13 protein-coding genes are annotated in these 19,391 nt (G+C 59.3%); 12 read left to right on the top strand and 1 reads right to left on the bottom strand.

Annotation, left to right across the window (positions count from 1 at the left end):
- The first annotated feature begins 98 nt into the window (after positions 1-98).
- Genes murA through MUG94_RS11420 form a run of 4 tightly spaced genes read left to right on the top strand, consistent with a single transcriptional unit; the run spans position 99 to position 4,445 of the window.
- Entirely contained in the window at positions 99-1,463 is a 1,365-nt protein-coding gene (gene murA, locus MUG94_RS11435; RefSeq protein WP_227890276.1) for a UDP-N-acetylglucosamine 1-carboxyvinyltransferase, read from the top strand.
- A gap of 8 nt (positions 1,464-1,471) precedes the next feature.
- A complete protein-coding gene (locus MUG94_RS11430; protein ID WP_227908225.1) occupies positions 1,472-2,248 on the top strand; it encodes a lysophospholipid acyltransferase family protein in 777 nt (258 codons plus the stop codon).
- The gene (locus MUG94_RS11425; protein ID WP_227908226.1) at positions 2,245-3,291 is read left to right on the top strand and encodes an NAD(P)H-dependent glycerol-3-phosphate dehydrogenase; all 1,047 of its coding nucleotides are present in this window, start codon (positions 2,245-2,247) and stop codon (positions 3,289-3,291) included. The genes MUG94_RS11430 and MUG94_RS11425 overlap by 4 nt, the downstream gene beginning before the upstream one ends.
- Positions 3,292-3,305: 14 nt before the next feature.
- The gene (locus MUG94_RS11420) at positions 3,306-4,445 is read left to right on the top strand and encodes a D-alanine--D-alanine ligase family protein (RefSeq protein WP_227908360.1); all 1,140 of its coding nucleotides are present in this window, start codon (positions 3,306-3,308) and stop codon (positions 4,443-4,445) included.
- Between the two features lie 30 nt (positions 4,446-4,475).
- On the opposite strand, the gene MUG94_RS11415 is transcribed toward MUG94_RS11420, so the two are convergent.
- The gene (locus MUG94_RS11415; protein ID WP_227908227.1) at positions 4,476-4,952 is read right to left on the bottom strand and encodes a DUF3515 domain-containing protein; all 477 of its coding nucleotides are present in this window, start codon (positions 4,950-4,952) and stop codon (positions 4,476-4,478) included.
- A 96-nt stretch (positions 4,953-5,048) separates the two neighbouring features.
- Between MUG94_RS11415 and MUG94_RS11410 the strand changes: the two genes are divergently transcribed.
- The 8 genes from MUG94_RS11410 to MUG94_RS11375 all read left to right on the top strand — a co-directional run bounded on the left by MUG94_RS11410 (position 5,049) and on the right by MUG94_RS11375 (position 19,263).
- Positions 5,049-6,053, top strand: a complete 1,005-nt coding sequence (locus MUG94_RS11410; RefSeq protein WP_227908228.1) for an LCP family protein — start codon at positions 5,049-5,051, stop codon at positions 6,051-6,053.
- Positions 6,054-6,840: 787 nt separating this feature from the next.
- On the top strand, positions 6,841-8,088 hold the full coding sequence (locus tag MUG94_RS11405; RefSeq protein WP_349292297.1) for a glycosyltransferase family 4 protein: 1,248 nt from the start codon (positions 6,841-6,843) through the stop codon (positions 8,086-8,088).
- The gene (locus MUG94_RS11400; protein ID WP_227908229.1) at positions 8,085-9,833 is read left to right on the top strand and encodes a glycosyltransferase family 4 protein; all 1,749 of its coding nucleotides are present in this window, start codon (positions 8,085-8,087) and stop codon (positions 9,831-9,833) included. Before MUG94_RS11405 ends, MUG94_RS11400 begins: the two co-directional genes overlap by 4 nt.
- Positions 9,830-10,723 (top strand): ABC transporter permease, encoded by an 894-nt coding sequence (locus MUG94_RS11395; RefSeq protein WP_227908230.1) that lies wholly within the window; start codon positions 9,830-9,832, stop codon positions 10,721-10,723. Before MUG94_RS11400 ends, MUG94_RS11395 begins: the two co-directional genes overlap by 4 nt.
- Positions 10,656-11,594, top strand: a complete 939-nt coding sequence (locus tag MUG94_RS11390) for an ABC transporter ATP-binding protein (protein WP_227908231.1) — start codon at positions 10,656-10,658, stop codon at positions 11,592-11,594. The genes MUG94_RS11395 and MUG94_RS11390 overlap by 68 nt, the downstream gene beginning before the upstream one ends.
- 86 nt (positions 11,595-11,680) lie before the next feature.
- Positions 11,681-13,486: a glycosyltransferase family protein gene (locus MUG94_RS11385; RefSeq protein WP_227908232.1), complete on the top strand. Its 1,806-nt coding sequence runs from the start codon at positions 11,681-11,683 to the stop codon at positions 13,484-13,486.
- 11 nt (positions 13,487-13,497) lie between these two features.
- The gene (wecC, locus tag MUG94_RS11380; RefSeq protein ID WP_227908233.1) at positions 13,498-14,745 is read left to right on the top strand and encodes a UDP-N-acetyl-D-mannosamine dehydrogenase; all 1,248 of its coding nucleotides are present in this window, start codon (positions 13,498-13,500) and stop codon (positions 14,743-14,745) included.
- Between the two features lie 42 nt (positions 14,746-14,787).
- Positions 14,788-19,263: a glycosyltransferase gene (locus tag MUG94_RS11375; RefSeq protein WP_227908234.1), complete on the top strand. Its 4,476-nt coding sequence runs from the start codon at positions 14,788-14,790 to the stop codon at positions 19,261-19,263.
- Positions 19,264-19,391 lie beyond the last annotated feature (128 nt).

Below are 19,391 nucleotides of genomic sequence, written 5' to 3'. Positions count from 1 at the left end.
CCGGGCGGCGATATTTCAGTATGTGGACGCTTGCTCCTATGCTTGAGTGCAGTCTCTCTTTGCTGTTGGGGCAATCCAGAAAAAGAAATTAGGTGTTCATGGGCAGCGTTCTAACCATCCGTGGTGGAGTTCCTCTCACAGGAAAAGTTCCCGTCCGCGGGGCGAAGAACCTCGTTCCCAAAGCCATGGTTGCGGCGTTGCTTGGCAACAGTCCGTCCCTGCTGCGCAACGTTCCGGAAATCAAGGACGTTGAGGTAGTCACCGCGCTGTTGAAGCTGCACGGCGTTGAAGTGACCAAGGATCCCGTGACCGGCGACCTGACCATGGATCCGCAGAACGCCAAGACGGCGGCGTCCAAGGACATTGACGCCCACGCCGGCGATTCCCGCATTCCGATCCTGCTCTGCGGTCCGCTGATGCACAGCCTCGGCGAGGCCTTCATTCCTGACCTCGGCGGCTGCAAAATCGGCGACCGGCCGATCGACTACCACCTGCAGATGCTGCGGAACTTCGGCGCCGTGGTGGAGAAGCGCCCCGGCGGCATCTCCATTTCCGCGCCCAAGGGGCTTACCGGCGCCAAACTGGAGCTGCCCTACCCGAGCGTCGGCGCCACCGAACAGGTGCTGCTGACCGCGGTGAAGGCCGCCGGCATCACCGAACTGCGCGGTGCCGCGGTTGAACCTGAAATCCTGGACCTGATCGCCGTCCTGCAGAAAATGGGCGCGATCATCACGGTCCAGACCGACAGGGTCATCCGCATTGAGGGCGTTACCGAGCTGACCGGGTACAACCACCGGGCCCTGCCGGACCGCAATGAAGCTGCTTCCTGGGCCTCCGCCGCACTGGTTACCAAGGGTGACATCTATGTGGAAGGCGCCTCCCAGCAGGACCTCACGGCCTTCCTGAACACGTACCGCAAGATCGGCGGCGCCTTTGACGTCGACGACGGCGGCATCCGCTTCTACCATCCGGGCGGCGAACTGAACCCGCTGGTCCTGGAAACCGACGTCCATCCGGGTTTCATGACCGATTGGCAGCAGCCGCTGGTGGTCGCTCTGACCCAGGCAAAGGGCGTGTCCATTGTTCACGAGACCGTGTATGAGAACCGCTTCGGCTTCACCGAGGCCCTCATCCGCATGGGTGCCAACATCCAGGTCCACCGGGAATGCCTTGGCAGCGTGCCCTGCCGTTTCGGGCAGCGCAACTTCCTGCACTCGGCGGTTATCTCCGGTCCGGCAAAACTCAAGGGCGCCGACATCGATATTCCCGATCTTCGCGGCGGCTTCAGCCACCTGATCGCGGCCCTGGCTGCCGAAGGGACGTCCCGCGTCACCGGAATCGAACTGATCAACCGCGGCTACGAGCACTTCCTGGAGAAGCTCGAAGGCCTCGGCGCCGACTTTGACGTCACCTCCGCATCGGGCAAACCGGCCGCCGCGGCGGTTCCGGCCGGCGCCGAGTAGCCGGCGCCATGTCGGAGTCGGTCAAGTCACGGGTTGCCTTCGCCTTATTGGCGGGAACTATGCGGCCGATTATGAACCTCTTGATGCGCAAACAGTGGGAGGGACTGGAAAACCTTCCCCGGGACACCGGGTTCATTGCCTGTCCCAACCATGTGACGGAGATCGACCCCGTGGTGGTGGGGCACTTCTTCTACAACCAGAAGATCATGCCCCGCTACCTGGCGAAGGCTTCGCTCTTCAAAGTTCCAGTGCTGGGCGCCGCACTGAGTGCAACGAATCAGGTGCCGGTAGAGCGCATCACCAGCGGCGCTTCCGCATCGTTGAAAAGCGCCCGGACAGTGATCGACGCCGGCGGGGCCCTGATTGTGTACCCCGAAGGCACACTGACCCGCGATCCGGATCTTTGGCCCATGCGCGGCCGCACGGGAGCGGCCCGGCTTGCCCTGCAGACCGGAGCCCCCGTGGTCCCGGTGGCTCACTGGGGAGCGGAAGCAGTGTTCCCGCGCTACAGCAAGCGCATCCATCCGTTTCCGCGCAAGACGGTGCGGATCCGCGTGGGTAAACCCGTGGACCTCTCGGACCTGAAGGGACTGCCGATGACCAAGACGCTGCTGGACACCGCCACCGATCGGATCATGGACGCCCTGACCGATTTGGTTGCGGAACTGCGGAACGAAGCACCGCCGGCCACCCGCTGGGATCCGGCCGTCCACGGACAGGCGGCCATCGGCAGGGATTTTGAGCAGCACAGAGACTTAGAGCAGGACGGAACGGACAAGAAATGAACTGGCGCAACAACACACACCCGCAGGTGGTGGCGGTCCTCGGAGCCGGAAGCTGGGGAACCACCTTCGCGAAGATTGTGGCCGACGCCGGTGCCTCCCGTGCCACTGACGTCAGGGTGTGGGCGCGGCGTCCGGAAATCGCCGTTGACATCAACGAACGGCACCGCAATACCCAGTACCTGAAGGACACCGTCCTGCCGGCAAACCTGACGGCGTCCGCGGATCCCGCCGAGGTGCTGGCTGACGCCGAGCTGGTGGTGTTGGCCGTGCCGGCTCAGACCCTGCGCGCCCAGCTGCGCAGCGTTCGGGACCTGATTCCGGAAGGCGCCGTCGTCGTCTCCCTGATGAAGGGTCTAGAAGTTGGCACTGACTCGCGGATGAGCCAGGTCATCGAGGAGGAACTGCACTGGCCCAAGGAACGGGTCGCCGTGATCTCAGGACCGAACCTGGCCATGGAGATCGCCAACCGGCAGCCCACCGCATCGGTGGTTGCCTGCGCAGATCTGGAGACCGCTGCCTGGATAGCCAGGGCATGCACCGCACCTTATTTCCGTCCCTACACCAACACCGATGTGGTGGGGGTGGAAATCGGCGGAATCGTCAAGAACGTCATTGCCCTGGCCGTCGGCATCTGTGAAGGCAAGGGAATGGGGGACAACACCAAGGCATCGGTGATGACCCGAGGCCTTGCCGAAACCACCCGCCTGGCGCTGGCTCTGGGCGGGGACGCCGAAACCATGGCCGGGCTTGCCGGAATGGGCGACCTCATTGCCACTTGCTCCTCCCCGCTGTCCCGCAACCACACTGCCGGCCGGCTGCTGGCACAGGGGCTCACTCTGGACGAGGTCAACGCGTCCATGAAGCAGACCGCCGAAGGCATCAAGTCCGCCCAAGCCGTCCTGGACCGCGCCACCCAGCTGGGGGTCTACATGCCCATTACCGAAAACGTGGTGGCCGTCCTGCAGGGCGCCATCTCCGTTGATGAACTGGGACCGCGCCTGCTGTCCCGCGAACTGAAATCCGAAAGTGTGCACGCGCAGTGAGCGAGAATCCCCTAATCTCCGAGACAACCCGCGGCGAAGCCCACGGCAGACGCCCCCGCGTGGCCGTGCTCTTTGGCGGGCGCTCCAGTGAGCACGCGGTGAGCTGCGTGACGGCTGCCGGTGTGCTGGAGGCCATTGACCGCACCAAATACGACGTCGTTCCGGTGGGTATTGCCCGCAACGGGCAGTGGTCGCTGGTGTCAGCTGACCCGGCGTCCTGGTCGCTGCGCTCGGAATCCCTTCCGGAGGTAACTCCCGGCGAGCAGAGCGTGGTCCTGTCCGCGGACGGCACCGGCTCGGAGCTGGTGGCCCACGCCGACGGAACGCTGCCGCGAAGCCTGGGCCGCATCGACGTCGTCTTCCCCGTGCTGCACGGGCCTTTCGGCGAAGACGGAACCCTGCAGGGCATGCTGGAAATGGCTGACATCCGCTACGTAGGTGCCGGCGTTCTTGCGTCCGCCGTCGGTATGGACAAGCACTACATGAAGGTGGTGTTTGAGGCTGCCGGGCTGAAGGTTGGCCCCTACGAGGTCATCACCGACCGGCAGTGGGAAAAAGACTCCGAGTCCTGCCTGGAGCGTGCCTCCCAGCTGGCCTTTCCGCTGTTCGTCAAACCCGCCCGGGCCGGTTCCTCCATGGGCATCACCCGGGTCACCAACCCCGCGAACCTGCGTGCCGCCATCGAGACGGCACGCGGGCACGACCCCAAAGTGGTGGTGGAAGCCGGCATCGTCGGACGTGAAATTGAAGTGGCTGTACTGCAGGGCCGCGGCACCGAGGATCCCCGCACCAGCTCGCCGGGCGAAATTGCCGTGCAGAACGGCGGGCACGAATGGTACGACTTCGAAGCCAAATATGTTGACGGAGCGGCTGCCGAGCTGAGCTGCCCCGCCGACCTGCCGGAGGACATTGAGGCGCGGGTGCGGGATTTGGCCGGCCTGGCCTTCGAAGCCGTTGGCGGGGAGGGACTGTCCCGGGTGGACTTCTTCTACACACCTGCCGGGAACCTGATCATCAACGAGATTAACACCATGCCCGGCTTCACCCCGATCAGCATGTACCCGCAGATGTGGGCCAAGTCCGGCCTGCAGTACACGGAATTGATTGACGAACTGATTTCTCTGGCGCTGGAGCGGAAAACCGGACTGCGCTGACGGCTTTCCCTCGCTGCCGGCGCCGGGAACCTACTGCGCGGGCAGCTGAAGGTCGTTGCTGCTGATGCATTCGCGGGTGGGCTCGATCCGCGAGATGGAGTTTTCCAGCTGCACCAGCAGGGTGGAGGATGACACTTCGCTGGGATCGAAGAGAACCTCAACTGCTGGCTCGCGGCCGTACGTCGTTGCGGTCCAGGTGGACTCGTCTTCCCGCAGGATCCAGTCAATGCCGTTTACGGTGGCGCACTGATCGGTGGTCGGTCCAGGCACGGGGACTCCGCAGCGCAGGATGATTTTGGACGGCTCTCCCCAGGCAGCGGTGGCTTGGCTGTCCGTCTCGCGCTGCTGCTGGTCCGCCAGCTCGGAGGGAAGGGCCACCATAATGGTGGCGCAGTCCGGGTTGGCCGCATCCGGAGCCGGTTCCACGTCGGCAATGGGAGTGCAGGCCGTCAGGCCGGCGGCAAGGGCAAGAATCGCCGCCGAAAGGGCAACGCGGGAGGGGAACATGCCTTCAAGGTTATCCGCCTAATGCCCCTCGGCTGGAATCGGAGAATCGGCTGCCGGCCGCTAAACTCATAGCTCGTTTACTTCAGGGAGTTTTTTGTGACGCAGTATCTTCAGGACTATGAGCAGCCCCCGGCCCGCCGCCGGCATCCTGTCCGCAGCACTGTCATAGTCCTTCTGGTGTTGCTGCTCACCGCCGCCCTGGCGGCCGGCGGTTACCTCTGGAGCTTGGCACGCAGCTTCGACAGCGGTACCACGACCATCGATAACGCGCTTCCGGCCAACAGCCCGCTGAAGGACCCCGCGGCGGGCGAGTCTCAGAACATCCTCCTGATTGGCAGCGACACCCGTGATCCGGCCGGCGCTGACGCGCGCTCCGACACCATGATGCTGGTTCATCTGCCAGGGGACAGAAGCGCTGTCTATGTCATGTCCATCATGCGCGACACTTGGACGGAAATACCCGGATACGGCGAGCACAAGATCAATGCCGCCATGGCCTTTGGCGGGGTTCCGTTGGTGGTTGACACCGTACAAACACTCTTTGACGTGCCGATTGACCATGTGGCCATCATCGATTTTGAAGGCTTCCAGGGCCTGACGGATGCCCTGGGCGGCGTCACGGTCAACAACTCCGCGGCCTTTGCGGCAAGTGAGACCGGAGAGTACTTCCCGGCAGGAGAAATACGGCTGGAGGGGGAGTCCGCCCTGAGCTTTGTGCGGGAGCGCTACGCCTTTACCGACGGAGACTATCAGCGGGTCCGAAACCAGCAGACCTTTGTCCGCGGCCTCCTCGGAACCATCTTGGCCAGAGAGACGCTGACCAGCCCCGGCAAGATCAATGATTCCGTGGCGGAGATCTCCCCCTACCTCAGCGTTGACGAGGACCTGAACGCTGCAACAGTGGGCGGCCTTGCCGTTTCGCTGCGTACCATCCGCAGCTCGGACATAACCATGTTCACTCTGCCGAACCTCGGTGTGGGAACGTCCGCCGACGGACAGTCTATTGTGGTCAAGGACGAGGCAGCCATCGCGGACATAGCGGAGGCGCTGGACAACGATGCCATGGGGGAATACCTGGCCGCTAACAATAGGGGACAATAACGTGGGTTTTGCTGCTTTGGGCCGTCGCGCGGGTATCGCTGCGGCGGCTGCCATTCTGGTCGCGTCGGCGACCGTTGCACCCGTGTCTGCGGTGGAGACCACGCCACCTCCATCAGGGGAGACCCCTGTCCCCGAAGTGCCCGTTGTGCCGCCTGAAACGCCTGCACCGGAGCCATCTCCCGTGGTGCCTGTACCGGAACCCGTGCCCGCGCCCGAACCCGCGCCGGAACCCGCGCCTGCACCTCAGCCTGCCCCCCAACCTGCGCCTGCGCCCCAACCGGCACCTGCGCCGCTGGCCCAGGCCATCGATCCCGCCACCGGATACGTCATTGACCGCGGCACGGGTTTTTTGATTCATCCGGGCACTGGATGGCTAATTGAAGCTGGCACCGGGTACCTCATTGATGCCGGAAGCATGCTGTACACAGATTTCCGCTGGGATCCTGCGACCGGACTGGTGACAGAGCTGTCTGCAGATGAAGAGCCGAGCACCCCGACACCGGAACCGACACCAGAACCAACGGCGACACCCGCTCCGTCTACATCTACGTCTTCTCCCAGCGCATCAGCCACACCCAGCCCATCTCCGACCCCCAGCAACACTGCGATTGCAGCGGACCAAACCGCTGCAACCGACAATTCCGGCGGACAGGACTGGGCTGTCCGCGGAGGCGTCATTCTGCTCCTGCTGGGCCTTGGCGTCCTCTACTATCGGAAGCTGCGCCGTCCCGCACCTGACATCACGACCAAGCCGTAGCGTTTTTGCGAGTAGACTTGGCAGGTAATTTTGTCTCGGCGTACCTATGCGCCGAATGATGGGGGTGGAACAGCTTTGCGGGTACTCTTGCTCACGCATTCGTATTCGCCGGAGCACAGCCCCCCGGAAAGACGATGGACGCAGTTCATCCGCATGTTCCGCGCAGACGGATGGGACGTGGATGTCGTCGCCCCCGTTGCACATGCACCTCATGGACGCCGCGTATTGCCGAAACATATTTCTGGCCGCGCCTTCCGACCCGATATGGGTAAGTACGGAGAGCGAATACTTCGGGTGCCTTTCCTGTGGCACAGAACCACCCGCTTGGGTCGACTGCTCGACCATTGTTTTTCAGCCGCTGCCAGCATTCTGGCCGGCCTCAGCACCAAACGGCCGGATGTACTGATCGTCACTGTTCCCAGCTTGCCGATCATGGGAGCCGCGTTCATAGTCTCGAGGCTCCGACGCGTCCCGCTGATCGTCGATATGCGTGATGCCTGGCCCGATATTGCACGGGACGCCCGACTGGTGCACGGCGGTGCTAAAAGCCTCGCGGAGACCGTCATCGTAGCCATTCAGCAAAAAGCTGATCTAGTGGTGACCGTGACGGAGGGGTTCGCGAAGACCCTTCGCAATCGGGGCATGTCGCATGTTGCAACAATCAGCAACGGCATAGATACCGCAACTCGAAAATTGTTGCCCCCGCCGCCGGCAGAGTCTGATCGGCTCGAAGTCTTGTATTTGGGGAATCACGGTGAGAGTCAGCGCCTCGATACGATCATCCATGCCGCCTCCCTGGCCAGAGACCATGTCCACCTCACTATGGTGGGGCACGGCGTTCAGCGCAGGGCCCTCATGGAACTGGCACGGAAGTTGGATGCGCCGGTCACCTTTCATGAGCCGGCACTCGGTCAGGAAGTCATGGAGCACTATCGTGCAGCGGATACCTGTGTGGTATCGCTGCGCGACGACTGGAAGTCATTCGAAACCACAGTCCCCTCGAAAACGTACGAAGTGCTGGCGGTAGGTCGCCATGTTACCGGGATCGTTCTTGGCGAAGCCCGAGACATTATTGAAGCATCAGGAGCCGGTACCGTGGTTCCCTCCAACGCCAAAAGTGTTGCCGAGATGTGGTGTGCGCTCCAAGCAGACCGCAGCCTTCTCCTGACGGGAACCTCGGGGAGGGACTGGGTGGAAACAACCGTGAATATCGCGGCATTGTCTTCTGAATATGGTCGTCTGATCACCATGGTTAGCGAAAAAGGGCTCGTAAAGTGAGCTCCCCGCAACTGGTCCGCAACGCCCGCCTTATGGCGTCGACCGCGGCCAAGCACTTCACTGATGATCCAATTGTCCTGCTGGCACTCGCATCGCAACGCCTCCCGAGTAGCTGGATGTCCAAAATTGGCCCCGTGGCCCGGCTGCTGCCTCGCCAGCTACTATTACGGTCGCTCTTGAGTTTGGTCGCCGGTGATCAAAAGGAGCTGCAAGCGCAACTCACAGCTGCGCAAAACAAGCCCGATACGCGATCTGCGCATAAAGTTCGGCTGGCCAACATTGCGCTTGCCGCAGGGTTGCCTGATGCTGCATCGAGTCTTTTGAGCGGCGCTTCCCCGACCAAGGCAAGTGTGGCCCCGTCCATCGCCCGCCTGCGCTGGTACAACGGCGACATGCAGGGCGCAGTGGAGGCCCTGAAGGACATATCCGGCAGGCGTGCCCTTCACATGCGCAACAGGCTGGAGAGCGAACGTCAAGTTTTTCACGGGTGGCAGCCTTCCCTCAGCAGTGTTGAGGGTTACAAGCCCACGGCCGAAACTGTCCTGCATGTCCTCACGAACTCATTGCCGCACACCGGCAGCGGTTACGCCCAGCGCTCCCACTCGGTCCTGAAGGCTCAGCGGCAGTCCGGCTGGAACGTTCATGCTGTAACGCGTCCGGGATACCCGGTCCAGCTGGGGATGTTTGCAGCCAGGAGCAGCGATGTCATCGACGATGTGGTGTACCACCGCATACTCCCTGCCACGCTTCCGGAAGGAATGGCGGCACGTCTGCAGTATCAAGCAGAGCAAACCTTGCAGCTGGCTCTGACGGTTCGCCCGTCTGTGTTGCACACCACAACCCACTTTGTGAATGCTGTGGTCACCGCTGCAGTGGCTGAGGCACTGGGAATCCCGTGGGTGTATGAAGTGCGGGGACAGCTGGCGGATACCTGGGCCTCACCCAGGGGTGCGGAAGCGAGGACGAGCGAGCGGTATCTGGCCTTCGTTGCCAGGGAGTCGGAAGCCACGCTGAGAGCAGACCAATGTGCGACTTTGGGTAGCGAGATGAAATCCGCGATTATTGTTCGTGAATCGGACGGCCCTGAGATAGAGCTGTTGCCCAATGGGGTCGGAGAAGCGTTTCTTGACGCGCCCATGAAGGCAATGGCCGCGCGCCAGCGACTCGGTCTCCCCGTCGAAGGAGTCTTTGTCGGGACGGTGAGCAGCTTGGTCGACTATGAGGGCTTGGACGATCTCATTGGCGCATTCGCCGAGTTGGCCAAGAGCAACGATGCCCTGATGTGTCTGATTGTCGGCGGCGGTGCAGCGGAGGCATCCCTGCGACAACAGGCCAAGGAATCCGGCTTCACCCACAGGATCATTTTCACGGGCAGAGTCGACAGGAAACTGGCTCACCTGTATCACCAGGCGCTGGATATCTTTGTTGTCCCGCGCAAAGACAGCCACGTCACGCGGTCGGTGACCCCGTTGAAGCCTGTCGAAGCACTGGCGTCGAGCCGCCCCGTGGTGTTTAGCGCTCTGCCTGCGCTGCAGGAAACCATCAGGGATGGAGTCGAGGGGATCGCTGTGGAACCCAGCAACCGGAGTGAATTAGCTGGTGCCCTTGGTTCTCTTGCAGAAGATGCCCGACTCCGTCACCGGATGGGCGCTGCCGGCAGGGAGCGGATCCTGGCCGAACGAACGTGGACCGCCGTAGCGTTTCAAACCACAGTAATGTACGAACGATTGAAGGTAAGTCAGTGACAGACGCCCGGCCTGCAGGTACGGCAGAACTCCCGCGCAAGCGGACCGTGCTCCTGGATTTGAAAGGGTTGACCCGAGTAGGTGCCAGGCCGACGCTGACCGACTACTTGGTATCTCTGTGGAGCTACAGGCATTTCGTTCTCTATGACGCGAAGGCACGCGTGCAATCGGCCAATCGGCGCGACCGCCTGGGAAGCGCCTGGCTTCTGCTGGACCCGCTGCTTAATGGCTTAGGCTACCTGATAATTTTTGGGCTGCTCCTCGACTCAAGCAGAGGAATTGAGAATTTTCTCGGATACTTGATTATTGGTATCTTTCTGTTTCAGCTCAGTACTCGATCCATAGTGTCGACATCTCGAATTATTTCTTCGAACCAGAATGTCATCCAGGCGTTCAATTTTCCACGTGCCACACTAGCATTGGCGGTGAATATACGAGAGTTCATAGCTAATATTCCTGTCATCCTTATGATGCTCATGCTCATCATTGCTATGCCTCCAGTAGAAAAGATCACGTGGCTATGGGTCCTGATTCTGCCCGTAATTGTGTTTCAGGTCATCTTCAACCTCGGCTTGGGGTTGCTCCTGGCCCCGATGGTCGCGAAAGTTAATGATCTGGTTCATGTTATATCTTTCCTAATGCGCTTCTGGATGTTCGCCTCATGCGTGATGTTTTCTATCACCCGGTACGAGCAGTGGCCCGTGATTCTAAGAATTGTCGAGGGTAATCCTATGTACATCATCATCACGATGGTGAGGGACTGCTTACTGTATGCCCAAGCGCCGCGCTGGCAGGATTGGGCGGCATTGTTGGCATGGTCACTTGGATCTCTTTGTGTGGGTATTTTCTTCTTTTGGCGGGGTGAAGAGACGTATGGACGGGACGAGTAATTTGGACTTTCAGCAAGGGACGCCTGCAGTTGTCATCGATAAGGTTTCGATGACTTATAAGGTTGACTCCTCCGGTCCCGTCAGTCGTAGAGGTATAAAAGCTAATGCTGCCCGGATAATTGGCCGAGGCTCAGGAACAGAAGTTCAGGCCTTGAAGGAACTCTCTCTCGTTGCCATGCAGGGCGAGGTGATTGGCGTGATCGGGCTCAATGGCTCGGGTAAGAGCACGTTGATGAAGCTGATATGCGGCAAAGTGAAGCCGACGGAAGGGCAGGTTTTTGCGTCATCTGTACCCATGATGCTGGGTGTTTCAGCGGCTCTTGTGCCAGATCTTTCCGGTGCACACAACATCATGCTCGGCTGCCTAGCCATGGGAATGTCCAACGAAGAGATTTTGGACAAGTATGACACCATTATGGAGCTTTCGGGTTTAGAGGAATCGATCCATCTCCCCATGCGGTCGTACTCGTCTGGCATGGCTTCACGCCTCAGATTTGCCATCGCCGTCTCCATCGAGCCAGAAATCCTTATTATCGATGAAGCACTGAATACCGGTGACGATGAATTCAAGGACAGGACAAAAAAGAGGATGGACGAAGTCCGTGCTCAAGCAGGTTGCGTATTCCTGGTGAGCCATAGCCTTAATACGATCCGTGATCTGTGCACCCGGCTGGTTTGGTTGGACAAGGGAGACCTGCTGTACGACGGGGAGCCTGAGCAAGGAATTAACTGGTATCGGAAGTACACAGCGGAGCTGGCCAAAAAGGACCGGTTTGCCGCCGGGAAAATTCGGCGGAGGATGCTTCGTGACCTACAGATACTTGACATTCAGCCCAAAGTTGCCGGTCGGCGCAAGCAGGTAACAACGTGACAATCGACCTACGAAGGCTACGAACTCTACTGTGGCACTTTCGGACCGGCGGATTCGAACAACTGCGCAAGCACCAGGGTTCGAATGTGGCGCACGGTGCTTCGGCGGCTGTCAAGAGACACCGTGTTTCGTTCTTCGGCAAGGGCAAGCAGCTGACGTTTGAACCCTACGACGTAGGTATAGGCGGTGTCAGACGCAGCGACCTGACTGTCGCCGTCATCTTGGACGAATTTTCCAGCCTGGCCTTCCAATACGAATGGAACCAAGTCTCTCTCCATCGGGCAACTTGGGAGTCGGAGCTCGAAGTCAGTAAGCCGGACATTTTGTTTGTTGAATCGGCGTGGAACGGCAACAGCGGGCAATGGAAGTATGAGCTAGCGGGATCGTCCGGTCCGAAGAAGAACTTTGTAGCGCTCCTTGAGAAGTGCAAAGCTTTGGGCATCCCAACTGTCTTCTGGAACAAGGAGGATCCGCCCCATTACCGGGATTTCCTGGCGGCTGCGAAACTTTTTGACTACGTGTTCACCAGCGATTCCGATCGGCTTCCTCATTATCGAAATGATCTGGGACACGACCGCGTAGGTGTCTTACAGTTTGCTGCCCAGCCCGCTCTGCACAACCCGGTCCGTCCCAGAAACGGTTGGCACGAACGCGGCGTGGCCTTCGCCGGAATGTACTTTGCCCACAAATTTCCTGAACGGCGTGAACAACTCGAACTGTTGCTCAGAGCGGCCACGCGGCTGGAGGCCAAGAGCGCTGCTGGCCTCGAGATATTCTCGCGCCATGCGGACAAGAGCGCTGATTACCGCTTCCCCGGCGACCTGGAACAATTTGTCAGGGGGTCACTCTCTTATACCGAGATGTTGACCGCTTATAAGGCCTTCAAGGTCTTCCTAAATGTCAATTCCGTTGTGGATTCACCGACGATGTGCGCAAGGCGGATCTTCGAGATCTCCGCTGCAGGAACTTCAGTGGTCAGCACACCAAGCCTCGCTTTGGGTCAGACATGGGGGGCAGGTGAACAGTTCATTGTTGAGACAGCTGAACACGCTGAACAGGTAATGGAATCCATAATTCGGAATCCAGAGCTGTCGGACCGCCAGCTCCACAGAGCGCAGCGGCGCATCTGGTCTGATCACACCTACGCGCATAGAGCGGAGCAGGTCATTTCAGCGGTGCTGCCAAGCCATACGATTCCGGTCAGCGTGCCGGACGTATCCCTGCTCGTTTCCACGATCAGACCGCACCAAATGCGCAGTCTATTTCAATCTATAGGCAACCTGGCCGGCGTGGAGACTGAACTGATTCTGGCCACACACGGGTTCCACCTGCCAGCGTATGAAGTGCGGGACCTGCAACGTGAATTTGGCGTCGAGAGGGTCCAAGTACTGGAACGGCCACGAACCGTTCCTCTAGGTGACTGCCTCAATGACTGTGTGGCTGCTTCGTCGGGATCAGTGCTTTCCAAAATGGATGATGATGATTTCTATGCGCCCAACTACATGATGGACATGGTCCACGCATTGTCCTATTCGAAGGCGGATGTTGTCGGCAAACAAGCTCACTATGTGTTTGTCGCAGAATCCGACGTCACCGTCCTCCGGTACGCCGATCGTGAGCACCGGTTCACGAGCGCCGTGATGGGGCCAACTATTACAGGCCGTAGAGATGTTTTTGAGAATGTACAATTTCAGGGACTCTCGCTCGGGGAAGACACTGCTTTTCTCCGCGAGGTTAGGAGCAACGGCGGCCGAATCTATTCGGGCGACCGCTTCAATTACTTTCAGTACCGCGGCAACGCGGATCACACATGGAAAATCCCCGATGCAAAAATCACGGCGTCGGGAAATGTCGTGTTCTTCGGTTCGCCGAAGGATCACGTAGGTATATAGGGGAAAACCACATGCGCACCATCGAGACTGTGGCCGTTATCGGCCTAGGATATATAGGCCTGCCCACAGCGGCTGTGCTGGCATCCAACGGGATTAACGTGATAGGCGTGGACGTCAAGGCGTCGTCCGTCGAGGCCATCAACCGCGGCGAAGTGCCCTTCGTTGAGCCAGACTTGGCTACACAGGTTGCCGGGGCGGTTAGCCAGGGAAAACTCAAGGCAACGTTGGACACTCCTGTGGCAGATGCTTACATAGTGGCAGTACCTACGCCCTTCAAATCAGATAGAAGCGCAGACCTCTCTTACATTGAGGCAGCGGCCAGGAATATCGCCCCGCAGCTTATCGGCGACGAACTGATCATTCTCGAATCAACCTCGCCTCCCGGGGCCACCAAGCACTTGGGCGATTACCTTATCTCCCTGCGCCCCGACCTGTCTCTGGATCCGGAATCGGAATTGCCGGTCATTCATGTGGCGCACTGCCCTGAGCGGGTTCTCCCGGGGCGGGTGATGATTGAGCTGGTGACTAATGACCGTATTATCGGCGGTCTGACTCGGACCGCGGCAGAGATGGCTCGGGATCTCTACCTATCCTTCTGCCAGGGTGAGATGCACCTGACGGATTCTGTCACAGCGGAAATGGCGAAGCTTGTGGAAAATTCGTTCCGCGACGTGAATATTGCGTTCGCCAACGAGCTCTCGGTCATCAGCGAGAAACTAAACATAGATGTCTGGGAACTCATCGAGTTGGCTAACCATCATCCACGCGTCAATATCCTGCAGCCCGGCCCGGGAGTTGGCGGACACTGCATCGCTGTGGACCCGTGGTTCATCGTGGCCAGTGCTCCTGAAGAAGCAAAGCTCATTCGGCAGGCACGAGAATCCAACGATGCCAAGCCACAGTGGGTCCTGGACCAGGTGCGGAAAAACCTGCCCGCCGAAAAACCGACGCCAACGGTTGCCGCACTCGGATTGGCCTTCAAGGCGAACATCGATGACCTACGCGAGTCGCCGGCCATCGCCATCGTTCGTGATCTGGCACAGATGGAAGGCGTCCGTGTGCTCGTTGCAGAGCCCCACGTCGACCACCTTCCACCGGCGCTCTCGCAGGATGGAGCCATCGAGCTCCATTCCACGGAAGATGCCATAGAGGCAGCTGACGTCGTTCTTTTGCTTGTTGACCATGATTCGTTCAAGCAGCTGGATATGGAACTGCTGCGAAACAAGAAGGTCATCGATACACGCGGCATCTGGCGCTAAAAGCAGTCAGTACAGGCAGGCAAAGTAACGGCAGGGTTATTAATGAAGCACCAGGATGAACAGCAGGCCTTCTCTCCGCAGAAGGAAGCTCAGCGGGCAAAGTACATGCCAAACTTCGATCAGTTGGTCAGCGACTACGAGCACCTGCTGATTCGAAGCAGACGTGATTCCCAACAAGTTGTCCAGCTTCGAAGTGAGCTCGCGAAGTACAAACAGCAACTGGCTGCTCTTGAAGCGCGCGAGCACAAGCTCCGTGCGGAAAACCTGAAACTGAAAAAAACTCTGACGGCGCTAAGGAATTCCACAAGCGTCAAAGCCGGCCGGGCCGTAACTTTGCCTGCACGGCTTGTCGTGAAAGCGATACGCCGAGCTTCGCCGACAGGGCCGGCACTGCCGACGAGCGTTGACAGTACCTCAGCCACACAACCGGTAGGTGGCGGCGTGGCGGGGGACACGATCGTGGCTGCGCCGCCGGTGGACCCTGTAATGCTCAATAAAACGTATCGTGAGGCAATTGAAACAAACGGCACACTGGAGAACATCCTGCGGTTCGCCAATCACTCCTACTTCGTCCTTGGGAAGATCTCCGAACCAGCCGCGGTGATCCGAGCCAACAGCGAACTCCTAACCGGACTATCCGTTAAGGATGCCAGACTGGTGCGGGTCATCATGGGGTTTGATGAGCTCCTCCGGAACGAGCCTCAGATCCCGCCCCGGCAGCCAAACGCAGGATATCAAGTGGAAAGGAACCGGGTACTTTACTGTGCCCACAGCACCGGCCACTTCAACAGCAACGGCTATTCGACCCGAACTGCCGGCGTCATCCGCGGCCTCACCGGCCAAGGGAAAGACGTGGTGACCATGGCCCGTCCGGGATACCCATGGGACGTCAAGGTTGATGTGAAGAAACCAGTGGTCGGTCGCTTCACGAAGACCATCAACGGCGTGGAACATGTTTACAACCCCTGCCTCAGCTGGACCGACGACAGGCTCGACCACTACCTTCTTGCCGCAATCGATACTTACGTTCGGGAGGCACAGCGTCAGCGAGCGTCACTGATCCACTCAGCATCCAACTATGTGACCGCACTTCCGGCGTTGATAGCGTCACGCCGATTGGGTATCCCCTTCGTTTATGAGGTGCGCGGACTCTGGGAAGTCACCGGTGCATCGGGACGCCCCGGGTGGGAAGAGTCTGAGCGATACAAATTCTCGGAACGCATGGAGACCCTCGTTGCTCGTCATGCTGATCACGTGTTCGCCATCACGGCTCAGATCAAGGAAGAGCTTGTCCGCAGGGGAGTGGACGCAGACAAGATCACTTTGCTGCCTAACGCAGTGGACACAACTGACTTCACCCCGATGCCGCCATACCTTCCTCTGCGGGCGAAGCTTAACCTGCCTGCCGATGTGCCGGTGATCGGGTACGCCGGGAGCATGGTCCATTACGAGGGGCTGTCCGCCCTCCTGAAGGCCACACGCAGAATGGTCGACTCCGGGCGGGACCTCCGCGTCGTGCTGGTGGGAGACGGACCTGAGCTCGACAGCCTGAAAGCTGAGTCAGAGGCTCTCCAACTCACGGAAACTGTCACCTTTACGGGACGCGTTCCTGCCGAAGACATCTCCAATTACATCAGTATTTTCGATGTCATGCCCTGCCCCCGCCTCAGCCTGCCGGTTACGGAACTGGTGTCCCCACTTAAGCCCTTGGAAGCAATGGCATGTGCCAAAGCGCTGGTCCTCACCAGGGTTGCTCCACTTATTGACCTTGCAGGACAGGATGAACACAGGGCAATCCTCGTGGAACCCTCGAACCCTAATTCCCTGGCAGAAGGGATACTGCGGCTACTCGACGATCCGGAGCTGCAGAGCGTACTAGGACGGCGTGCACGGCTCTGGACCGTGCAGGAACGTACATGGGACCTTTCCGGCAAACTGGCCATAGAGGCATATGGAAACGTCCTGGAAGGCTACCGCCACGCCGACGATGCGGCTCCTACGCTTCGACAAATGCGGCTGGCCATCGTCGCGGATACCTTTACAACCGAAGGTCTGCGCCCTGAAACGGACCTGCTGGAACTCCGTCCCGGCTCCTGGCGCGAACAGCTGGAAGACGCCCCTGCGGACGCGTTGCTGGTGGAATCCGCTTGGGAAGGCATCGACAACGAATGGAACCAGCGGGTCGGCTTTTACAGCGATGAGCAATTTAGCACTATGCGGGATCTCCTGGCGTATTGTCGAGAGCGAGCAATCCCGACAATCTTTTGGAACAAGGAAGACCCGGTGCACTTCAACCGGTTTAAGAACAGTGCCAAACATTTCGATCACATCTTCACGACTGACGCAGACTGTATCAATGACTACGCGGAGCTCGCTGGCCCGAACGTCAAGAGCATTTCTTCCCTGCCGTTTTACGCTCAGCCTAAAATCCACAATCCCTTGCCCTCGAGACGGGCATACAGCCATTCCGTAGCGTACGCCGGGACCTTCTACGGAGAGCGCTACAAGGAACGCTCGCAGGAACTGGGGCAGCTTCTGGACGCGGTCAAGCCCTTTGGTCTCACGATTTATGACCGGCAGCTGCTCAACCCCAACAGTCCCTACAGGTTCCCGGCTGAGCTGAACCGGTACGTGTCCGAAGGTCTTGGGTACCTTGAGATGGTGGAGGCTTATAAGGCGCATCCTGTCCATATCAATGTGAACTCCGTGGCTGAATCTCCCACAATGTTCTCTCGCCGCGTGGTCGAGTTGGCGGCATCGGGTTCAACGATCATTAGCGGGCGCGGCCGTGGTGTCGAGGATGTTATGGCGGGCCTTGTATATTCGGTCAAGTCCTCAAGTGAAGCCGCCATCCTCGCAGACCGATGGATGAATGATGAAGAGGCGCGAATACATGATGCCTGGCTCGCCTACCGTCTGGTGCACCGCGGGCATACGGCCGCGCACCGGCTTGCCTATGTTCTGCGGACCGCGGGATTGACCGTCACAGCTCCGCAGCATAGTGGCTATGCCCTCCAACTGGATGCTCTGACGGCGGCGGCGGTTGCCTCCGTCAGCAAGCTGACAGTGTTGCCGAACGTAATCGTGTACGACAGGGCCGATGAGGGCGTCATTTTGCCGGCGGGGACGGTTGGCGTGGACAGCTCGCAGTTGACGCACGATGTCTTGTCCAGCAACGGGGTTTCATGGATGGGCCCCTTTGTCGCTGATCTTGATGATCGCACCGCATACGAGGATCTCCTCACCTCAGAGAGCTTCGGAACGTGGGATGAACTCTCGTTTACTGACGAGCAGCTGGACGTACCCGGGCATACTTTGGCTGTACCGGGGGAGGGGCAGATCTCTCACCTAAATTCAGCTATCCCTCTTCTCCGCAGAATCCATGCGGAAGCTACTGCAGGGCAAGGTGACCGCCTCCAGATGCGCCGGAGCATTTCCTTTACCGGCGCTCAAGCCCCTGCGCAGACTGCAGAAGTGGCGCGCACGAGTGGCTTCTGCGCCAGGACGATCCTTGTTGCCGGGCACGACCTGAAGTTTGCACGGGGAATCATTGCGGAGATGGAAAACCAAGGCCATAGGGTGCTTGTGGACCAATGGGACGGTCATGCCCAGCACGACGAAGAGCGGAGCCGGAAGCTCCTTGTTGAGGCTGACACGATCTTCTGCGAGTGGACCCTAGGAAACGCGGTCTGGTATGCGGAAAATGTCGGCCCGCACCAGCGGTTGGTGACCCGACTTCACTCGCAGGAAGTGTTTACGCCGTACCTCAAGATGCTGAAACATGAGCGTGTTGACCAGATCATGGTGGTAGGCCGACACATAGCGGATATCGCAGTGAGGGACCACGGAGTACCGCGAAACAGACTGGTCCTAATTCCCAATTCGGTTGACGTGCCGCTTGAGACGCTGCCGAAGGATAACTCGGCGCGGTTCCGGCTCGGCATGGTAGGTATCGTCCCTGCCCAGAAACATCTGGACCGGGCTCTTGATCTTCTGAGCATGTTGAGAGCGAATGACCGGCGCTACACCCTTTCAATCAAGGGTAAAAAGCCCGAAGACTACTCATGGATGGCTCACCGGCCTGAGGAAATGGCCTACTACGAGGAACAGTACGCGCGGCTAAGAACCGACCCTAACCTTGTGGGGGCAGTGGCTTTCGACGGGTTCGGCAACGACATGGCGGACTGGTACGGGAAAATCGGCGTTGTCCTCTCGGTCAGCGATTTTGAGTCCTTTCACCTCACGATTGCCGACGGGGCCGCGCATGGCGCCCTTCCTGCAGTCTTGGGATGGCCAGGATCGGATCATATTTACCCAGCATCATGGATTTCTGCGTCGATCCCGGAGCTGGCAGACGGAATTCGGAGGGGCACCCAAGAAGAAGCCCTCTATGACCAACTGACTTTCGATGCACGCGCCTACGTCAGGTCTTCCTTTTGTTCCACTACCGTGCTGCCCGCCATCACAAGCCTGATCGTGGGCAACAATGATGCCAAACAATATGTAAGAGGAAACTAAACTGTGAATAGCCCAATGCGCCTCGCTCCCGTTGCTGTCGCGGGACCGGCCGCAATGATTGATAGCCCAAGCGCGCTTGTAATACGCCCAGGACTGGTCGTAGATAATGCAGTTGACATGGCCGTTGG

It is taken from the genome of Arthrobacter gengyunqii, assembly GCF_023022985.1.
In the GTDB taxonomy this organism is placed as follows: domain Bacteria; phylum Actinomycetota; class Actinomycetes; order Actinomycetales; family Micrococcaceae; genus Arthrobacter_B; species Arthrobacter_B gengyunqii.
Note: the sequence above shows the minus strand (reverse complement) of the source record. Positions and strands in the feature narration are given on the sequence as shown.